13 protein-coding genes are annotated in these 16,289 nt (G+C 56.4%); 8 read left to right on the plus strand and 5 right to left on the minus strand.

Translation table 11 applies throughout. From position 1 onward, the window contains the following. Positions 1–348 precede the first annotated feature (348 nt). Together pnp and MED193_RS12665 are read left to right on the plus strand one after the other, a co-directional pair. Positions 349–2,481: a polyribonucleotide nucleotidyltransferase gene (gene pnp / locus MED193_RS12660; RefSeq protein WP_039966167.1), complete on the plus strand. Its 2,133-nt coding sequence runs from the start codon at positions 349–351 to the stop codon at positions 2,479–2,481. A gap of 391 nt (positions 2,482–2,872) precedes the next feature. Then, on the plus strand, positions 2,873–3,589 hold the full coding sequence (locus tag MED193_RS12665) for a glycosyltransferase family 25 protein (RefSeq protein WP_039966867.1): 717 nt from the start codon (positions 2,873–2,875) through the stop codon (positions 3,587–3,589). Positions 3,590–3,735: 146 nt separating this feature from the next. On the opposite strand, the gene MED193_RS12670 is transcribed toward MED193_RS12665, so the two are convergent. Continuing rightward, entirely contained in the window at positions 3,736–4,125 is a 390-nt protein-coding gene (locus MED193_RS12670; RefSeq protein ID WP_009810127.1) for a helix-turn-helix domain-containing protein, read from the minus strand. 164 nt (positions 4,126–4,289) lie between these two features. Here MED193_RS12670 and MED193_RS12675 point away from each other — a divergent pair, with 164 nt between their 5' ends. Next, on the plus strand, positions 4,290–5,153 hold the full coding sequence (locus tag MED193_RS12675) for an SDR family oxidoreductase (RefSeq protein WP_009810128.1): 864 nt from the start codon (positions 4,290–4,292) through the stop codon (positions 5,151–5,153). Positions 5,154–5,347: 194 nt separating this feature from the next. On the opposite strand, the gene MED193_RS12680 is transcribed toward MED193_RS12675, so the two are convergent. After that, the gene (locus MED193_RS12680; RefSeq protein WP_009810129.1) at positions 5,348–6,001 is read right to left on the minus strand and encodes a peroxiredoxin; all 654 of its coding nucleotides are present in this window, start codon (positions 5,999–6,001) and stop codon (positions 5,348–5,350) included. Between the two features lie 276 nt (positions 6,002–6,277). Between MED193_RS12680 and MED193_RS12685 the strand changes: the two genes are divergently transcribed. Further along, the gene (locus MED193_RS12685; RefSeq protein WP_009810130.1) at positions 6,278–7,717 is read left to right on the plus strand and encodes an aldehyde dehydrogenase family protein; all 1,440 of its coding nucleotides are present in this window, start codon (positions 6,278–6,280) and stop codon (positions 7,715–7,717) included. Positions 7,718–7,893: 176 nt separating this feature from the next. On the opposite strand, the gene MED193_RS12690 is transcribed toward MED193_RS12685, so the two are convergent. From MED193_RS12690 to MED193_RS12700, 3 genes are all read right to left on the minus strand, one after another. Beyond that, positions 7,894–8,331 carry a glyoxalase superfamily protein gene (locus tag MED193_RS12690; RefSeq protein ID WP_009810131.1) on the minus strand — a complete coding sequence of 146 codons (438 nt, stop codon included), beginning with the start codon at positions 8,329–8,331 and terminating at the stop codon, positions 7,894–7,896. A 417-nt stretch (positions 8,332–8,748) separates the two neighbouring features. Continuing rightward, entirely contained in the window at positions 8,749–10,329 is a 1,581-nt protein-coding gene (locus MED193_RS12695; protein ID WP_009810132.1) for a methyl-accepting chemotaxis protein, read from the minus strand. Beyond that, the gene (locus tag MED193_RS12700) at positions 10,317–10,625 is read right to left on the minus strand and encodes a hypothetical protein (RefSeq protein WP_009810133.1); all 309 of its coding nucleotides are present in this window, start codon (positions 10,623–10,625) and stop codon (positions 10,317–10,319) included. Before MED193_RS12700 ends, MED193_RS12695 begins: the two co-directional genes overlap by 13 nt. Positions 10,626–11,136: 511 nt before the next feature. Between MED193_RS12700 and MED193_RS12705 the strand changes: the two genes are divergently transcribed. The 4 genes from MED193_RS12705 to MED193_RS12720 all read left to right on the plus strand — a co-directional run bounded on the left by MED193_RS12705 (position 11,137) and on the right by MED193_RS12720 (position 16,247). Beyond that, positions 11,137–12,333, plus strand: a complete 1,197-nt coding sequence (locus MED193_RS12705; RefSeq protein ID WP_009810134.1) for an MHYT domain-containing protein — start codon at positions 11,137–11,139, stop codon at positions 12,331–12,333. Between the two features lie 138 nt (positions 12,334–12,471). After that, complete coding sequence (locus MED193_RS12710) at positions 12,472–13,326, plus strand: xanthine dehydrogenase family protein subunit M (protein ID WP_009810135.1); 855 nt, start codon at positions 12,472–12,474, stop codon at positions 13,324–13,326. Positions 13,327–13,338: 12 nt separating this feature from the next. Next, positions 13,339–13,833, plus strand: a complete 495-nt coding sequence (locus tag MED193_RS12715; protein WP_009810136.1) for a (2Fe-2S)-binding protein — start codon at positions 13,339–13,341, stop codon at positions 13,831–13,833. Further along, positions 13,830–16,247 carry an aerobic carbon-monoxide dehydrogenase large subunit gene (locus MED193_RS12720; RefSeq protein ID WP_009810137.1) on the plus strand — a complete coding sequence of 806 codons (2,418 nt, stop codon included), beginning with the start codon at positions 13,830–13,832 and terminating at the stop codon, positions 16,245–16,247. The genes MED193_RS12715 and MED193_RS12720 overlap by 4 nt, the downstream gene beginning before the upstream one ends. Positions 16,248–16,289: the final 42 nt, after the last annotated feature.

Genomic DNA, 16,289 nt, shown 5'->3' on the forward strand with positions numbered 1-16,289 from the left:
AAACTGAGGGCATGACGAATTCTGTCTGCTGTTCCGCGCGTTGAAAGGCCTATTGTCCTGCGAACACAGGGGGCATTCATCGGGCCGTCCCCTGCGCTGTTGCGCCATCGCGGGGGAGGTCGTCCTCACCTTTTGGCTTTCTATCGCTGGCCGTTTTGACAGCAAGGTCCTCACCAGACCCGCTTTTGCTTTCTTTTGGCGGAATTCTCCTGTATGCGCGGCCTATCTGAGACACGTGCCTGGCCTCGGTACGCGAAATCAAGATGGAAGAGGCCGGCGGCAATGGGGCCGCCATGAAAACGGGAGACCCAGGATACGCCTGGGAGTGCTCCCATTTAGGATGCTGACATGTTCAACGTTACAAAGAAATCGATGCAGTGGGGCGAAGAGACGCTGACACTGGAAACGGGCAAGGTTGCCCGTCAGGCAGATGGCTCTGTCATCGCCACACTGGGTGAAACCAGCGTTATGGCCAACGTGACTTTTGCGCGCAAGCAAAAGCCTGGTCAGGACTTCTTTCCTCTGACAGTCCACTACCAAGAGAAATACTATGCCGCGGGTAAAGTGCCCGGCGGTTTCTTTAAGCGCGAAGCGCGCCCAACCGAAAAAGAAACACTGACCGCGCGCCTGATCGACCGTCCGATCCGCCCGCTGTTTGTGCCCGGCTTCAAAAACGAAGTCCTGGTCATGTGCACCGTACTGAGCCACGATCTGGTCAATGACCCGGACATGGTGGCGATGATCGCGGCCTCGGCTGCCCTGACCCTGTCCGGCGCGCCATTCATGGGCCCGATCGCAGCCGCCCGCGTTGGTTTTGAAGGCGGCGAATACGTCCTCAACCCCACCGTTGATGACATGCAGGACCTGCGCCTGAACCCTGAACAGCGCTTGGATCTGGTTGTTGCCGGTACCAAAGACGCGGTGATGATGGTCGAATCTGAAGCCTATGAGCTGTCCGAAGCAGAAATGCTTGGCGCGGTGAAATTCGCCCATGACGCGATCCAGCCTGTGATCGACCTGATCATCTCGCTGGCCGAAGAAGCCGCAAACGAGCCTTTCGAATTTGCGGCCCCCGACTACTCGGAACTGTTTGAGGCCGTGAAAGCCGCAGGCGACACCGAGATGCGCGCCGCCTTTGCGATCAGCGACAAGCAAGAGCGCACTGCCGCTGTTGCCGCTGCCCGTGAAACCATCAAGGCAGCTCTGAGCGAAGAGCAGCTGGACGACGCCAACCTTGGCTCGGCAATGAAGAAGCTCGAAGCTGGTATTCTGCGTGGCGACGTTGTCAAAACCGGCAAGCGTATCGATGGCCGTGCCACCGATGAGATCCGCGACATCGTTTCTGAAACCGGCATGCTGCCACGGACCCACGGTTCCGCCCTGTTCACCCGTGGTGAAACCCAAGGTCTGGTTGTGACCACTCTGGGCACCGGCGACGACGAGCAGTTCATCGACGCGCTGCACGGCAACTTCAAATCCAACTTCCTGCTGCACTATAACTTCCCTCCCTATTCGGTTGGTGAAGTGGGTCGTGTGGGCGGCCCCGGCCGTCGTGAAATCGGCCACGGTAAGCTGGCATGGCGCGCGCTTCAGGCGGTTCTGCCTGCGGCAACCGACTTCCCCTACACCATCCGCGTGGTCTCTGAGATCACCGAATCGAACGGCTCCTCCTCGATGGCGTCTGTTTGTGGTGGCTCCCTGTCGATGATGGATGCGGGCGTTCCGCTGAAAGCACCGGTTGCCGGTGTTGCCATGGGTCTGATCCTGGAAGACGACGGTTCCTACGCGATCCTGTCCGACATCCTGGGCGACGAAGATCACCTCGGCGACATGGACTTCAAAGTGGCCGGTACCGAAGCAGGGATTACCTCGCTGCAGATGGACATCAAGATCGCAGGCATCACGCCCGAGATCATGGAAAAAGCCCTGGAGCAGGCCAAAGCTGGCCGTATCCACATTCTGGGTGAGATGAACAAAGCGCTGTCCGGCGCTGCGGAATTCTCTGTCCACGCGCCCCGCATCGAGACCATGCAGGTGCCCACCGACAAGATCCGTGAAGTCATCGGTTCCGGCGGTAAGGTCATCCGCGAGATCGTTGAAGTCTCCGGCGCCAAGGTCGACATCAATGACGAAGGCATCATCAAGATCGCATCGCCAAACGGCGACTCGATCAAGAAAGCCTACGACATGATCTATTCGATCGTCGCCGAGCCCGAAGAAGGCAAGATCTACACCGGTAAAGTTGTCAAAATCGTCGATTTTGGTGCCTTTGTGAACTTCTTTGGCAAGCGCGACGGCCTGGTCCACGTGTCCCAGATCGAAAACCGCCGCCTGAACCACCCTTCGGATGTTCTGAAGGAAGGCCAGGAAGTGAAAGTAAAGCTCTTGGGCTTTGATGATCGCGGCAAGGTCCGTCTGTCGATGAAAATGATCGACCAGGAGACCGGCGAAGAAATGGCTCCTGAGAAAAAAGAAGACTAATATCGTCTTCTGACTGTTAGAATGGCCCCGGAGCTCAGCTCTGGGGCCATTTTCGTTTCAGCTCTTCCACTGTCATTCTGTTCTGGTGGGCGCCTAGCACAAACAATCTGGCGAGGCCGCAACACCTACGTCTGTCACCACGCCGTCCTCCTCCAGCAGCGGCAGGCAGGCGCAGTCCTTTGGCCAGTTGAGCCAGAGAGCAACGCCTCCCGTGCACACCAAAATCGCCACCAATACGATGCTCCAACGCATAAAGAATTCGCCTCTGCTTTACTTCGTTTAGCCAAGACTATCCCAGGGCTTGCGCCTCGTCCTATCGAAAATTCGCCCCATCCACCCGGACCCAAACAGAGAGCTTTTCCCACTTCGCTTTCTGCGGTAGATGCAGCCCATGCGTTCTTTCATTATTCATATGCCAGACAGCACCGCGCGCCAGGCCAATGCTGAGCGTCTCTGTGACGATCTTCCATCTGGCACCCTGTTTGACGCAGTGAACGGACGCGACCCGGCGCAGATTGGCGCGGTCAAATACCATGGTGGCGATCTGCATTCCCCCAACTACCCCTTTGCCCTGCGCCCGGCTGAAATCGGTGTCTTTCAAAGCCACCGCAGGATCTGGCAAAAGATGGTGGATGAGGGCATTGATTTAGCCCTGATCACCGAGGATGATTTGCAAATCGACCCTGTGCTGTTTCCCAAAGCGCTGGAGTTGCTACAGCGTCACGCTACGCCGGACCACTATATCCGCCTCCCCGTGAAACAACGTGAGACCCCCGCCAAGGTGCTCGAAGACAAGGACGGCCTGCAGTTGATCCTGCCACGCGTGATTGGCCTGCAATGTATCTGCCAATGTGTTGGCCGCCACGCGGCCGCCCGCCTGCTACAGGCGACCAAGGAGATTGACCGCCCGGTTGATACTTTTTTGCAGATGCACTGGATCACCCAGCAGCCTGTGCATGCCCTGTTGGGCACGGGCAACCAAGAGGTTGCAGCACAGATTGGGGGCTCGACCATTCAGCAAAAGACGCCAAAGAAAGGCAAGCTGACCCGCGAGCTAAAACGCGCGTTCTACCGAGCGCAGATCACTGCCCGACCACAAACAGGATGACCTCCCCCGCGCTTTGGAAGCAACGGAGAACAGGCCGCTACGCTGAGAGATCTGTTAAACAGCCGCCGTGCGGGCAATAGCCGCCTTTTCCCGGCTGTTTGGCCGATACTCTTATGGGCACCGGAGTGAAAATCTCGCTGAGAGACTTAGACCTGGTCAAATGCATCCCGCGACTGTTCAATTTCGCTCATCTTGTCCGCAGACCAATCGATCAAGGCATGTAGCGGCTCCATAAACGACAGACCGAGATCAGTGAGGCTATAGGCAACCGAAGGTGGCTTCGTATCAAACACCTCACGTGCAACCAGCCCATCCCTTTCTAGATCGCGAAGCGACTGTGTCAGCATCCGCTTTGAGATGTCAGGCAAAGAACGACCAAGCGCGTTGAACCTTTGCGGCCCGGCCTCCAGTTCAAGAAGAATCAAAGACGTCCATTTCGCAGCGACATGATCCAGAACCTGGCGCACAGGGCAATTGCTCGGGTCAAATCCCATTGCCTTCCAATCTTCGATCCGTTTCGCCAACGTATTGCGCATGATCTGTCCTCTCTTGTCTGCTCAGCCCCCTCTTGGTGGCCCCATAAGGGTTACCTATGCGTAACCTGTAGCGGGGAAAGTGCCTCCTTTTCAGAGCGGCCCAAGGTCTCTAAACGAGACCTATATACGATTCGAGACCAAAATCAAAACCAAAGGAAATCCCTATGACAAAATATCTCGTAACTGGGGCAACCGGCCAGTTGGGGCAACTTGTTCTGAACGCCCTTTCTGAGAAAAAAATCCTGAATTCTGACATAGCTGTTCTGGTTCGCCGCGCGGATGCTGCTGCCGAATTGAAGAGCAAAGGGTACGATGTTCGCATGGGTGACTATTCAGATGCGGACAAATTGGCTGCTGCATTTGCGGGCATTGAGCGTCTTCTGCTGATTTCTGGCTCTGAAGTGGGCGAACGCCTGCCACAACATTTCAATGTAATCGCCGGTGCCAAAGAAGCTGGGGTCAAATATATCGTATATACCTCTTTGTTGAAAGCAACGAGCAGCAAGATTGGCCTCGCGCCTGAGCATGTGGGCACTGAAGAAGCCATCACTGGATCTGGTCTCGACTACACCTTCCTGCGCAATGGCTGGTACGCAGAAAACTATCTTATGGCTTTGCCACAAATCCTCGAACTGGGTCAGCATTTCGGCGCCGCCGGAGACGCAAAATTTGCCCCAGCCACCCGCGCTGATCTTGCCGAAGCCGCCGCTGTAGTGCTCACGGGTGAAGGTCACGAGGGAAAGACCTATGAATTGGCTGGGGACTATTCCTTTACCTACGCGGATTATGCCGACACCATCGCAGAGTTGTCTGGAAAACAGATCGCCTATGTCGATATGCCTGAGGCCGCTTTCAAGGATGCCCTCACCGGGGCCGGTCTGCCAGAACCATTGGCGGCGCTGTTGTCAAATGCCGATGCTGTTGCAGCAGAAGGCTGGTTGTTTGATGATAGTAAAACCCTCTCTCGTTTGATTGGTCATCCGACCACACCGATTAAGGAAGTGCTCCAGGCCGCCATGGCGAACTAGGCAATCGTATAGCCTCTCTTGGCTGTCCCGTAAGAGAGGCAAGAGTGGCTTTGGCTAGAGGTTCAAGAAAACACTGCAAAACCGATGTGGGCGGCCGTCTTGTTAATCGACCCACATCGACAAATACCGTCTGAGTGAAGCGCAAAAAATGAGGCCAGTGGCCCCATTTTCCGGTTCGTCTCTGATCTTCCGGCTTAGCTGGGCGCTTTGGTTTTGCGCAGGTAAGGGAAGATGGTCTCGTATTCGCCAAACTTGGCTGTGGCATCCTCATTCGACACGGTTGGCGGGATAATCACATCTTCACCGGGTACCCAGTTTGCCGGCGTTGCAACACCATTGCCCGTGGCCATCTGCAGCCCATCCAGCGCCCGCAGGATTTCAGCAAAATTGCGCCCCACCGACATGGGATAGGTCATCGACAGTTTCAGCTGTTTGTCGGGCCCAATGATAAAGACCGAACGCACGGTGGCGCTGTCGGCAGGAGTGCGACCGTCGGGCATATAGGCTTCGGCGGGCAACATATCAAAGGCTTTGGACACGGCCAGACCTTCATCGGCGATAATTGGGAAACCGGCGGCAGCATTGCCGTATTTCTCAATGTCGCCTTTCCATTTCTTGTGGTCTTCCACACCGTCTACGGAAACGCCAATCACCTTGGTACCGCGCTTGGCCCACTCATCATTCAACTGTGCCACTGCCGAAAACTCAGTGGTGCAGACCGGGGTGAAATCCTTGGGATGGGAAAACAGAATCGCCCAACTGTCACCGATCCACTCGTGAAAGCTGATCTCCCCCTGGTCCGTTTCAGCCGTGAAATTTGGAACTACATCATTAATACGCAAACCCATGACGGTCTCCTCTCGTTTCAATTCCGGGCCACAAAACAGCCCGCTGTCTGTGATGCCGCAACGTTACAGCCCGAGGCTGGATTGGCCAGCCCAAAAGGCAAGACCCATGGTGGAATGCGGGTAGCTTTGCGAAACTTTGCTTGTGCCCATCTGCCGCTCGAGCAATATGATCAAATTATTTAACATGACCGCTTGCCCCGCTGGAACCGCAGTGACAAGGTGTCGGATGACTTCCGGCCAGCGCGCCGGATTCTGCGTCTGAATGGGAGACCGGACATGATTGAGAAACGCGACTTTTACATCAATGGTGCGTGGGTTGCCCCTGCGCAAGCAAACGATTTTGAGGTAATCGACCCCTCTACCGAAGAAGCCTGCGCGGTGATTTCATTGGGCGGCCAAGCCGATACCGATGCAGCTGTAGCCGCCGCCAAAGCTGCCCTGCCGGGTTGGATGGCAACCCCAGTGGCAGAACGCATTGCGCTGGTCGAAAAGCTGATAGAGGTCTACGGCAATCGCAGCGAAGAGATGGCGCAGGCCATATCCGTCGAGATGGGCGCGCCGATCGAAATGTCGCGCAGTCAGCAAGTTGGCGCCGGTAGCTACCACCTACAAGAATTTATCAATGCCGCAAAGGCCTATGCCTTTGACGCGCCCTTGGGCGACCATGCCCCCAATGACCGCATCATCCACGAGGCGGTCGGCGTTACCGCCCTGATCACCCCCTGGAACTGGCCGATGAACCAGGTGACTCTGAAGGTCGGCGCCGCAGCGATTGCTGGCTGCACCATGGTCCTGAAACCCTCCGAGCAGAGCCCGCTCAACGCCATGCTCTTTGCCGAAATGATGGACGAAGCCGGCTTCCCCAAAGGAGTGTTCAACTTGGTGAACGGTGACGGTGTGGGCGTTGGCTCACAGCTGACCGCGCATCCAGATGTGGATATGGTCTCCTTTACCGGCTCGACTCGGGCCGGTACCGCGATCTCGAAATCCGCTGCCGAAACCCTCAAGAAGGTACATCTGGAACTTGGCGGCAAGGGTGCCAATGTTATCTTTGACGATGCCGATGAGAAGGCCGTGAAACGCGGCGTCTTGCATATGATGAACAACACCGGCCAAAGCTGTAACGCCCCAAGCCGGATGTTGGTTCAGAAAGGGATCTATGATCAAGCGGTTGCCACTGCGTCCGAAGTTGCCTCCAAGATCACAGTGGGCCCCGCCTCCGAAGAGGGGCGCCACATTGGTCCGGTGGTGAATGAGCTACAATGGAACAAGATCCAGGATCTGATCCAGAAGGGCATTGATGAGGGCGCCAAACTGGTGGCCGGTGGCACTGGTCGCCCCGATGGGCTGAACAAAGGCTTCTATGTCAAACCCACGGTTTTTGCAGATGCCAACAACCAGATGGTCGTTGCCCGCGAAGAGATCTTTGGCCCAGTTCTGACGATGATTCCTTTTGAAACCGAAGAGGAAGCCATCGAAATCGCCAATGACACCCCCTATGGGCTGACCAACTACGTACAGACTCAGGATAGCGCGCGCGCCAATCGCATGGCCCGCGTGCTGCGCTCTGGCATGGTGGAAATCAATGGCAAGTCGCGCAGCGCTGGCGCGCCCTTTGGTGGCATGAAGCAATCCGGCAATGGCCGCGAAGGTGGCAGCTGGGGAATAGAGGATTTCCTCGAAGTGAAATCCGTCGGCGGCTGGACACCAGAATAAGGCCCGGCTCAGCAAAGACGGACCGTTTTGAAAGGTCGCCCCCCGGGCGGCCTTTCTTTTTGGCGATCCCTCGCGTGCGTTCACAGGTCGGATTTTTCAAAGCGAAGGTGGCTCTCCCGCGTCCTCCCGTTGCCCTGGCCAAAGCCAGAACAAGGGCGGACCTTGGGCAGGCTCTGTCAGGCCAGCCCATCGACAATAAGCTGCGGCACCCCGTCAGAAGTCTTCTGGGCGGAACAACCATCCCAGCCGATAACCCCTGTGACCCGCTGGCGCAGCGCGGAAAAGCTCTCAAAGCGCACCACGTCCACCGGCGTGTCAAAATGCAGCGTAATCTGGCGATGCTCACCATCTCCCATCAGGGAAAGCCCGCGTATTTCACCTTTAAAGACCTGTCCCAAGTAACGCCCGCGAACCCGGTCCCCAACCTGCAGCTGCAACCGGTTGGAGGCACGGGCCTGTAGCGTATTCCAATCCCGCGCACCGTATTGCTGTGCAACCAGCTCCAAAGATTTGGAATGGCCAACCGCAACACCGCTACTGTGTAATTGTTGTCGCAGGCGCTTCGCCTGCAGCTTCAACGCATCCGTTGAAGGCACATTAGAAAAATCAGTCATCTGTTTCTCGTCCCATTAAGGGCACGCAAATCACGATGGGCACCGCATTGCCATCCAGCGCGCCAAGAGGTGAGCGATAGATGTCGTCTTGATCTTATCAGGGTTTCACCATGGCCCCGAATCAGAGCTGCGGTAGGCAGGAGACCCAAACCTAGGGCTTCGCTTACGGCAGTTCTCTCTGCTCAGTCAAGCCTCAGAGATTGGCTTTCCCGATAACTGGATCGCAAGAGGCTTTGCCAGGGACTCTTCGAACATAGGCCAGACGCCAAATAACATGCCCAGAACTCTCTGAAGCCAAGCTTGGATCTCTGGCCTCTATTCCCCGCTCCGCCTCCCCTAAACGACCGATTGCCCCGCTCTTACAAACGGGGCAATCTCAGCATAGTCAAAGGCAAGGTGAGCAATGAAGGCTCGCCCCTAAGCGGCAGCGTTAAGGCTTGTCGTACCTGCTGTGTGTCGGTCCAACTCAAACCGCGCCATCAAAGCAGAAAGCTTTGTCGCATCAGTGTGCAACATATGGCCAGCGGCTGTCGCCTGTTCCACCATAGCTGCGTTTTGTTGGGTTACATTGTCCAGCTGGCTTACGCCGGTGTTGATTTCACCCAGACCTGTTGCTTGCTCAACCGCACCATTTGCAATGTCTGAAATAAGTCTCGAAATCTCGTTCACACGTCTGACAATTGTACTGATGGATTTCCCCGCATCACCTACGAGGGTCACGCCATGTTCCACCTGTTTTGAACTCTCTGTGATCAGTGTTTTGATCTCGGTCGCCGCATCAGCTGAGCGCTGCGCCAATCCACGCACTTCGGAAGCAACAACCGCAAAGCCTTTGCCAGCCTCCCCAGCGCGCGCCGCCTCAACACCCGCGTTTAGGGCGAGAAGGTTAGTCTGGAAGGCAATATCGTCAATTACCCCAATGATCTGCGCAATCTGGTCAGAGGAGTTCTCGATTGTAGACATCGCAGCCACGGCCTTGGTCACAATGTCACCACTGCTCTCGGCTTCCTTGCGCGCTTCTTCCATCGTGTTTTCAACATTGCGGGCGCCATCTGCGGCGGACTTCACGGAAACCGTCATTTCTTCCAGGGCGGCGGCTGTCTCTTCCAGCGTAGCGGCCTGGCTTTCGGTCCGATGTGACAGATCATCCGAAGCCTGGCTGATCTCAGTAGCGCCGTTCTTGATGCTCTCACTGGCACCAATCACCTGCTCCATGGTCTCTTTGAGCGAAGTCACAGTTGCATTGAAATTTGTGCGCAGCTGCTCGTATTCACTCGGGAAACTCTCGTTGATGGTACAATCCAACCGGCCACTGGCCATTTCACCCAGATGTGAGCCAACGGTGTCCACAACAAGTACAGCATCTTTCTGGCTCTTCGTCGCCTTGGCCTGCGCTTCTTCGGCCACAAGGGTCTGCGCACTTGCCGCTTCCTGCTGGCGTTTGAGTTCAGCATCCGCAGCCAGGCTTTTGAGCAGACTGAGCAGTAGAACGCCCGCCTCCAGCAGAACAATGACAGCGTGCAAAACGGTGCGTTGCAGGTTCGCCATCAGATCACCGCCAGGGTAAACCATTTTGGGCAACATAAAGCTAAAGGAAACGTGGTGCAGCGCCACCAGAACGGTGGCAAAAATCAATGCTTTGGGGTTTGCTAGGGTTGAGACAATGGCCAGAACGGCAAAGAACATCATATGCGTGTCCAACTGCCAAGCATGACCGCTCAGGGATGCTGTCAGAAGAATGCAGTGGGCCACAAAACAGAAACTCAGCAGGTAGTCCCGTGTTGAGGGAGGAAGTGCCTTTGAAACATAGGCAAAAACACCCAATACAAGACTAAGGCAAGCAAAGACCCACCAGTTTGGGTTGCCGTTAAGGTAGAAGGCTGCAACAGCAGGCCCAGGCACCAAGAGCCAGCTGGTAATTTGCTGAATGCTGCGTTCATTCGTGAGTATTGAGCTGGCAGCTTCGGGCTTCGCGCCAGTAGGTTTCATATTGCGCATAGTTCTAACACTCTCTCTCCATCAACCACCAGCCAAGCACCATGTGCATAAAGCTGGGCAACGCTTTGCGACGTCTCCAGGGCAACCAAAACACCCAATGGAGCGCGCTCTGGTGCCACTTCCTGCACACCCGCCTTGTCTGCAATCCATGCGGCATCCCCCCAGGGAGATGCGATTACCAAGGCAACATCTCCAACTTGGGGGCGCTCCTGCATCAACAACGGCAAGACCGGCGAACACAGCACAACAACCATAGCGGTCAACATGAGTGCTACATCTGGGGCGGCAAATTTCATAAAGGGAGCTTTGCGTCAAAAATCCTTACGAAGTCTAAAGACTGCATAAACCGCGCGGACAAAACCCATACAATCTTAACGGATTGAACGTGGGAAAAGACAACTGTTCCCCACCGCGCAGGCCGCCACTGGCAAAGCCTTGGAAAACTACATTCCGGTAATGGGCTACATTCATCACCTCAAAAACAGGAAATAGTAAATATTTCAATTATCTAAGCGCCCTATTCCACCGCCTTACTGCTGAGCTTTGATACAAAGATCGGCGTTGCGCGGGCTGCCCTGGGAGGGTTTTCTAGGGCCTGATCTTCAAAGCGGCCAAGCCATCATGCGGGACGTCGATACTAGGTCAATACTCTCAGCAAGCGCCTGCGTGACCGTGTTAGGATGTTCCACACCTTCAATGCTATTGTGGCGCCAAGTTTTCAAATCAGTGCTAATCTTAGCCGCGAGCAAGATCTTTGCCTGACCCGGAAAGCTTGCGAGAAATTAAGCAGTTGGGTACTGATTTGTCATGCAGATACTGGATTACTCCCATAACACCCTACTGGTCCTCGCTTCCCTTTTGGTCGCGACAATGGCCGGGTTCACCGGTTTCTCGCTGACCAAGGGTCTGTCAGAGCGCAGTGTTGCCCACCGAAAAATCCTCATCGCACTCGCTGCGGTTGCGCTGGGGGGCGGTATCTGGTCCATGCATTTTGTCGCCATGCTTGGGCTACAACTGCCAATTCTGTTCTACTATGATGCCGCCATAACCCTGGCCTCAGCCCTAATCGCCATTCTGGTGGTCGGCTGTGCGCTGCTTATCCTGCATTTTTGGAAACGGACCGCAGGGACGCTGGTTCTTGCGGGTGTGATTGTCGGGTTAGGCGTCCTGGCCATGCATTATCTGGGCATGTCTGCGATGGAGCTCTGCCAGGCACTCTATACCCCAACCGGGATTGCTTTGGCTGTCATCTCCTCCTGTGCGCTCAATACTGCGGCCTTTGCCATCGCTTATGGTCAGCGAACCCAACGCAATATCGTTGTCGGAACATTGTTCTTTGGCTTTGCTGTTTTTGCAGTGCATTTCATTGCTATCAGTGGCGCCGACTTTGTCGCCGTGGATAATTTGACCGAGGTTGGTCCGTTGATCAGCAATGAGGTCATGGCAATTGCTGTTGTCCTTAGCAGCTTTGTTCTATGCGGGGCCTTCCTGCTGACCGGGGTTACCTTCTTGGCACCACCTGAATTGGCACCGCTACAGCCAGAGGCCCACCTGACCCCCTCTGCAAATCCTCTGACCGGGCCAGAGCAGGATCAAGAACAAGAGCCCCAACAACCAACAGCGCAGCCCGCTGCACCGATTGCTGCCCCCGATGAGCCCCATACAACCACCACACAGAGCCAGATCCCCTATGAGCTGGAAGGGCGCACCCTGTTTTTGGACCGCCAAGAGGTGGCTGCCATCCGGGCAGAGGGGCACTACACCCATATCTATACCGAAGAGGATAAGCTGTTTTGTGTCTGGTCTATCACCGAGGCGGAAAAGCGACTGGGTCCGACCCGCTTTATCAAGACCCACCGCAGCTACTTGGTTAACCCAGCTTTTGTCACCGGGTTTGAACGGCTCAAGGACAATGGCGTCTGCTATTTTGACATCGCGAAACTCTCCAAGGTTCCTGTAAGCCGCTCACGATTGCGGGCCGTGCGCGAGATGTTGGGCGTCTAGTCACCACGCATTTCGTGCCTTCAGTTTCGCATTTCGTGCGCAAACCCTCTCTTTTCAGTGAAAAACGGATGCGCCAAAACCACGGCGCGCCGCAGGCTTCCCTCAAGCAAGTAAATTGCACGTCAGGGAGGACAAGCAATGATACCAGCGGCGTTTGACTATTATCGCCCCAAGAACATGGATGAGGTAATCGCCTTATTGCAGGAGCACGGCGATGATGCCCGTGTGATGGCAGGCGGGCACAGCCTGATCCCGATGATGAAGCTTCGCATGGCCGAAGTGCCGCATCTGATCGACCTTCAGAGCATTGAAGGCCTCAAAACGATAGAGATCGAAAACGGTCAGATCACCCTTGGCGCGATGGTGACGCAGCATGATCTGATCGACCACGACGGTCTCGCCGCTGCGGTACCAATCCTGCGTGAAGCCGCCTTGCAGATTGCCGACCCCCAGGTGCGCTACATGGGCACGATCGGGGGCAACGTCGCCAACGGTGACCCTGGCAATGACATGCCAGGCGTGATGCAGTGCCTGGATGCGCAGATCAATCTGGCAGGTCCCGATGGCCCCCGGACGGTTGCAGCCCGCGACTACTATGAAGCCGCCTATATGACCGACCGCGCAGATGACGAGGTGCTCGTCTCGGTGAGCTTGACGGCGCCCACAGGTGGCTACGCCTATGAAAAGCAAAAGCGCAAAATTGGCGATTATGCCACGGCTGCTGCGGCGGTTCAGATCACCAAATCTGACGGCAAAGTTGCCACAGCCTCCATTGCAATGACCAACTTGAGCGACGTTCCAGTCTGGTCCGAAGAGGCAAGCGCCGCTCTGATTGGCACCAGCTGCGAAAGCGCTGCACTCGATGCAGCCGTAGCGGCCATGCTGGGCGATATTGATCCGTCCGAGGACAACCGCGGCCCGGTTGCCTTTAAACGCCACGTGGCTGGCGTGATCCTGAAACGCGCGGTGACACGCGCCTGGGACCGGGCATAGGGGAGCAAAAACATGTCAGACAAGATGCATATCAAACTGAAGGTCAACGGCGAGGACAAAGAGTTCCTGGCCGAACCGCGTGAGCTGCTGATCTACGCTCTGCGCGAAAAGCTGAATATCACCGGCCCACATGTTGGCTGTGAGACCTCTCATTGTGGCGCTTGCACCGTCACCATTGATGGTAAATCGGTGAAGTCCTGCACTATGTTTGTGGCCCAGGCCAATGGCGCTGAGATCACCACTATCGAAGGGATCGGGACGCCGGATGCCCTGCATGTGCTGCAGGAAAACTTCCGCGAGCATCACGGGCTTCAGTGCGGGTTCTGCACCCCCGGCATGATCACCCGCGCCACCAAGCTGCTGGAAGAAAATCCAAACCCCACCGAAGAAGAGGTGCGCTTTGGCATGGCCGGCAATATCTGCCGCTGTACTGGATATCAGAATATCGTCAAATCCATCCTCTCGGCCGCAAGCGAGATCAATGCAGCCAAGGAGGCAGCGCAATGAACGATATGACTCCAGACCGCGAAGAACGCTCTGCCAACCTCAAGGGCCTTGGCTGCTCCCGCAAACGCGTCGAGGATGCCCGGTTCACCCAGGGCAAGGGCAACTATGTCGATGACATCAAACTTCCCGATATGTTGCACGGAGATTTTGTCCGCTCTCCCTATGCCCATGCACGGGTTGTGTCGGTCAATAAGGACGCCGCTCTGGCGCTGCCCGGTGTTGTTGCCGTTCTGACCGCCGAAGACCTGGCCCCACTGAATCTCCATTGGATGCCCACTCTGGCGGGTGACAAGCAAATGGTTCTGGCCGATGGCAAGGTGCTGTTCCAGGGCCAGGAAGTGGCCTTTGTCGTCGCCTCTGATCGCTATGTCGCCGCCGATGCGGTAGAGCTGGTTGAGGTCGAATACGAAGAGCTGGAGGTGATCACCGATCCCTTTGAGGCACTTAAATCCGATGTGGTCCTACGCGAGGATCTGGAGGGCCAGACCGAAGGCGCCCATGGGCCGCGCAAACACCACAACCATATCTTCACCTGGGAACAGGGCGATGAGGCAGGCACCAATCAGGTGCTGGACAATGCCGAGGTGGTGGCTGAGGAAACCATGTATTACCACCGCACCCACCCCTGCCCGCTGGAGACCTGCGGCTCGGTGGCCTCGATGGACAAGGTCAACGGCAAGTTGACGCTTTGGGGCACCTTCCAGGCGCCACATGTGGTGCGCACCGTGGCCTCGCTGTTGTCGGGAATCGAAGAGCACAATATTCGCGTGGTCTCCCCCGATATTGGCGGCGGCTTTGGCAATAAGGTTGGTGTCTACCCTGGTTATGTTTGTTCCATCGTCGCCTCCATTGTGACCGGAAAACCGGTGAAGTGGGTCGAGGATCGGATGGAAAACCTGATGTCCACCGCCTTTGCCCGCGACTATCACATGACCGGCAAGATCTCAGCCACCAAGGAGGGTAAGATCACCGGGCTGCATTGCCATGTAACCGCCGACCACGGTGGCTTTGACGCCTGCGCTGATCCGACCAAATTCCCGGCTGGCTTCATGAATATCTGCACTGGGTCCTATGACATCCCGGTGGCCTATCTGGCCGTGGATGGCGTCTATACCAACAAGGCTCCCGGTGGTGTCTCCTATCGCTGCTCCTTCCGGGTGACCGAGGCGGTCTATTTTATTGAGCGCATGATCGAGGTCCTGGCGATTGAGCTGGATATGGATGCAGCCGAGCTGCGCCGGATCAACTTCATCAAAAAAGAGCAGTTCCCCTACACGGCGGCGCTGGGTTGGGAATATGATTCCGGCGATTATCACACGGCCTGGGACAAGGCGCTGGAGACCGTCGATTATGAAGGCCTGCGCGCGGAGCAGGCGGAACGGGTTGCGGCCTTCAAACGCGGCGAGACCCGCAAGCTGATGGGGGTTGGTCTGAGCTTTTTCACCGAGATTGTCGGTGCAGGCCCGGTTAAGAACTGCGATATCCTCGGCATGGGGATGTTTGACAGCTGCGAGATCCGCATACATCCCACCGGATCGGCCATCGCGCGTCTAGGCACCATTAGCCAGGGTCAGGGCCATGCGACAACCTTTGCACAGATCCTCGCCAGTGAGATCGGTATCTCTGCCGATAGCATCACCATCGAGGAAGGCGACACTGACACCGCCCCCTATGGACTGGGCACCTATGGATCGCGCTCCACGCCGGTTGCAGGCGCCGCCACGGCGATGGCGGGGCGTAAAATCCGCGCCAAGGCGCAGATGATCGCGGCCTATCTGCTTGAGGTGCATGACGATGACGTAGAGTTCGACATCGACCGGTTTGTGGTCAAGGGCGCGCCAGAGCGGTTCAAGACAATGAAAGAGATCGCCTATGCCGCCTATAATCAGGCCATTCCGGGGATCGAACCAGGTCTTGAGGCAGTCAGCTACTATGATCCGCCCAATATGACTTATCCCTTTGGCGCCTATGTCTGTGTGATGGATATCGACGTGGACACCGGGGTTCCGGAAATCCGCCGCTTTTATGCGCTGGATGACTGCGGCACCCGGATCAATCCGATGATCATCGAAGGTCAGGTGCATGGAGGGCTGACCGAGGCGCTCGCCGTCGCGCTGGGACAGGAAATTGCCTATGACGATATGGGCAATGTCAAGACCGGCACGCTGATGGACTTCTTCTTGCCGACCGCATGGGAAGTCCCGAACTATGAGACGGATTATACCGTCACCCCCAGCCCGCATCACCCCATCGGCGCCAAGGGCGTCGGCGAAAGCCCCCATGTGGGCGGCGTGCCCTGCTTCTCGAATGCTGTACAGGATGCCTTCCGCGCCTTCGGGTTGCGACACACCAATATGCCCCATGACCACTGGCGCATTTGGCAGACCGCCAATGGTCTGGGCCTGCACGATTAGGGAGACCGAGGCGATCCCATCATGGGGTCGCCTCCTCACCAA

Origin of the sequence: Roseobacter sp. MED193 (assembly GCF_000152965.1) — a bacterium.
Taxonomy (GTDB): domain Bacteria; phylum Pseudomonadota; class Alphaproteobacteria; order Rhodobacterales; family Rhodobacteraceae; genus Pseudophaeobacter.

What these genes read in the sequence shown, in the direction of transcription:
- pnp (WP_039966167.1), top strand. Translation starts at nt 349, where the DNA reads ATGTTCAACGTTACAAAGAAATCGATGCAGTGGGGCGAAGAGACGCTG.
- MED193_RS12665 (WP_039966867.1), top strand. Translation starts at nt 2,873, where the DNA reads ATGCGTTCTTTCATTATTCATATGCCAGACAGCACCGCGCGCCAGGCC.
- MED193_RS12670 (WP_009810127.1), bottom strand. Translation starts at nt 4,125, where the DNA reads ATGCGCAATACGTTGGCGAAACGGATCGAAGATTGGAAGGCAATGGGA.
- MED193_RS12675 (WP_009810128.1), top strand. Translation starts at nt 4,290, where the DNA reads ATGACAAAATATCTCGTAACTGGGGCAACCGGCCAGTTGGGGCAACTT.
- MED193_RS12680 (WP_009810129.1), bottom strand. Translation starts at nt 6,001, where the DNA reads ATGGGTTTGCGTATTAATGATGTAGTTCCAAATTTCACGGCTGAAACG.
- MED193_RS12685 (WP_009810130.1), top strand. Translation starts at nt 6,278, where the DNA reads ATGATTGAGAAACGCGACTTTTACATCAATGGTGCGTGGGTTGCCCCT.
- MED193_RS12690 (WP_009810131.1), bottom strand. Translation starts at nt 8,331, where the DNA reads ATGACTGATTTTTCTAATGTGCCTTCAACGGATGCGTTGAAGCTGCAG.
- MED193_RS12695 (WP_009810132.1), bottom strand. Translation starts at nt 10,329, where the DNA reads ATGCGCAATATGAAACCTACTGGCGCGAAGCCCGAAGCTGCCAGCTCA.
- MED193_RS12700 (WP_009810133.1), bottom strand. Translation starts at nt 10,625, where the DNA reads ATGAAATTTGCCGCCCCAGATGTAGCACTCATGTTGACCGCTATGGTT.
- MED193_RS12705 (WP_009810134.1), top strand. Translation starts at nt 11,137, where the DNA reads ATGCAGATACTGGATTACTCCCATAACACCCTACTGGTCCTCGCTTCC.
- MED193_RS12710 (WP_009810135.1), top strand. Translation starts at nt 12,472, where the DNA reads ATGATACCAGCGGCGTTTGACTATTATCGCCCCAAGAACATGGATGAG.
- MED193_RS12715 (WP_009810136.1), top strand. Translation starts at nt 13,339, where the DNA reads ATGTCAGACAAGATGCATATCAAACTGAAGGTCAACGGCGAGGACAAA.
- MED193_RS12720 (WP_009810137.1), top strand. Translation starts at nt 13,830, where the DNA reads ATGAACGATATGACTCCAGACCGCGAAGAACGCTCTGCCAACCTCAAG.